This window comes from Endozoicomonas sp. SESOKO3 (assembly GCF_024606255.1).
This window is the reverse complement of record NZ_JAHHPR010000659.1, coordinates 1-2,619: the sequence shown is the minus strand read 5'-3', so window position 1 is coordinate 2,619 and position 2,619 is coordinate 1. Positions and strand designations below refer to the sequence as shown.

The window sequence follows — 2,619 nt, the reverse complement described above, 5'->3', positions numbered from 1 at the left end:
AATTATCAACGCTGGAATTTCGTTTTTTCCGTTGTCCGAAAACGGTACAGGAAATCAAGTTGATTAACCAATTTTTGCAAGTCTTGTTTCAATACCTTCATCAGTGCAGAAAGGATATGACCCCTTTGCAGCCTGTCCCTGAAAATATCCGATCCTGCAAAGAGTATACGGCAGAGGAAGTTCAAGCTAATACCATTGATTACCTCAGAAAATTAGGACTGAATCCGGAGGATTATCGCTGTTTTTGGGGCGAAGTACGGGATATTCCGTGAAGCAGGTTTGAGATCAAAATAATTAAATATATTCAATAGAGGGATTTATGAATATAAACACTACCGGTACAGATGCTTACGGACTTCATAAGAGCAGTCTTGCTGAAAAAAATGTCGATGGAAGTCATGATTCAGGGCAGGCAAAAGTTAAAAGTTTTTCAAAAAAACGACGGGTTGAAGATAAATACTCTACACTGGCAAAGCAAATATCAGCGCCTGGTTTTATTGCGCCAGGTTTCAGTCATCAGATGCTCAATCAGTCTATTACCGAGCGAATAATTTCCCGTTCGTTTACTACTGAAGGCTCTGAGTTCGAAGAGGTAGCTATTGGCAGAATGAGGGAGACGTTCACCGCTGGAGAAGTGGCGGAACGTATTCAAAATATCGTTGAAAACCTTATTTATTCGCTGAGATACCACAAAATCGCAAGAGAAGACTATAAAGATGATGAAAGAGACGAAATTACAGAAATTTTTGTCGATTTTATTTTATTCCAGGAGGGCCTGGTCCGTGATCGGTGTTTTACTGCTGAAGGCAGTCCCGATAAATATGTGGCTGGTCAAACCATCAGCCAGATGCGGGTTGAAGAGATAGAGACTTTCCTGCATGCGATTTTTACCGAACGGGCTGAAGCGGAATCGAAACTAAAGAGTTGTAGATTAGTTTATAGTCTGGGGGACATATTGCTTGATTATCTCAATAAAAAAGAGAACGTACCGAATGATGTTGCTCCAGTAGTTAAATATTTTCTATACCTTAAATATGAATTCACCTATGGACAATTGCTGAACGATATATTTCCATTTTTTCAAATTCTACTTTCCGAAAGAGGCCTTTTTTCTGAGCTAGTTCTTGTTTTTAATTTTGCCGTCAAATTCAGGAAGGAAATCATTGACAGTGCTGACTCATCATATCCCACCAAAAATTTGTTAACCATTGCTTTGCGCAGAAACAGAAATGGTATAAGAGAGCATTTTAATCGAGATGTTATGGATATTATTTTCTCCGGGCGTTGTGATGGTATTGTTAATGCCCTGTTTGAAGGCTTCTCTTTACCGGTTGGCAGTGAGGCGACACCAAAAAATCGATTAAATCTTAAATTTGGTGAGGAACTCGAATATGATGTAAGAAATTCATTTTCTGTTCCACGAGGAAAGCTTGTTAAGATTTTTTTATATCGACTCGGAAAAAAGGAGTTAGCTCATCAGGTTCCCGCTAGAAAATTTGGTGCACGTTATGGATTTTATAGTAACTTTACCGTAGTTCCTTTTTACGACACAATAAGCTGGTTTGAAATAAACTGCACGCCTTATCATTCTGATGATCAACTTGCGGAACTGTCTTTTGAGAAGGTGATTGAAGTTATTGATTCAATGCGCAAGGATGGGCTGATTGGTTACAGCTCCGGTCATAAACACGTCGATGTATTAAGTGCCACTCAGGGTGATGCCAGTGTACTGTTGGCGATGGAGTCTGAGATCCAACGAAACCCTTTTTTGCTGAGGGCGTTTGGAAATAATGCTCGCATCGTGCAGTATGATGAAGCTGAGTGGTATAAAACATTTGCTGATTACAATTCAGACATAAAACCATTTGCCGTAAAGCGGTTAAATGTTCTCATTGACCGATATAATAGAAAAATAGAAGAAGGTAATACAGAACCGTTAAACCAAAAAGGTAATACTGATTCGGAAAAAAAAGACAAGCTTAAGCAATTTGCGCACTTTTATAGCCAGCTTGTTCATATGACGACCATACAATGGTTATTTAGTGGCATTGGTGATGATTATATGGAAAAGTATATCGCAATGTCTTTATTGCATATTACTGGAGCAAGCAAAGTAAAGGAGCTTTCAACGTTGGAATTTCGTTTTTTCCGTTGCCCGAAAACGGTACAGGAAATTAAGTTGATTAACCAATTTTTACACGCGTGGTTTCAATATATTCATCGGTGCAGAAAAGATAAAATTCCTTTACAGCCCGTTCCTGAAGATATTCAATCCAGCAAAGATTATACGGCAGAGGAGGTTAAGCTTAAAACCATTGATTACCTCAGGGCATTAGGGCTGAACCCGGAGGACTATCGCTGCTTTTGGGGCGAAGTGAGGCCTCTTCCGTCAACGATCGTTTGAATGAGACTTCAGTTTATAGAATAAATAGGCAGATTTGATTCTGTCACTGAGTTGATTAACCCACCTCTTTAAGATCTCGTCTCTGTTAAAACACTCCACCTCGATCAACTGACTAATACAGCAGGTCATCACTGGGCTAGCAGCCCGTCGGACTTAAGGGTGTCCTACTGCGGTTGCAATAAATTGGTCTAAAAATTCCTGCTTCTTCGTCAAAT

Annotated in this window: 2 protein-coding genes; both read left to right on the top strand. The window is 39.6% G+C overall.

What is annotated here, in order from left to right; translation table 11 throughout:
- The coding region (locus KDK18_RS11550; protein WP_257255056.1) for a hypothetical protein at window positions 1-272 on the top strand (272 nt) is incomplete at its 5' end.
- A gap of 47 nt (window positions 273-319) precedes the next feature.
- The gene (locus KDK18_RS11545) at window positions 320-2,404 is read left to right on the top strand and encodes a hypothetical protein (protein WP_257255055.1); all 2,085 of its coding nucleotides are present in this window, start codon (window positions 320-322) and stop codon (window positions 2,402-2,404) included.
- The last annotated feature ends 215 nt before the right edge of the window (window positions 2,405-2,619 follow it).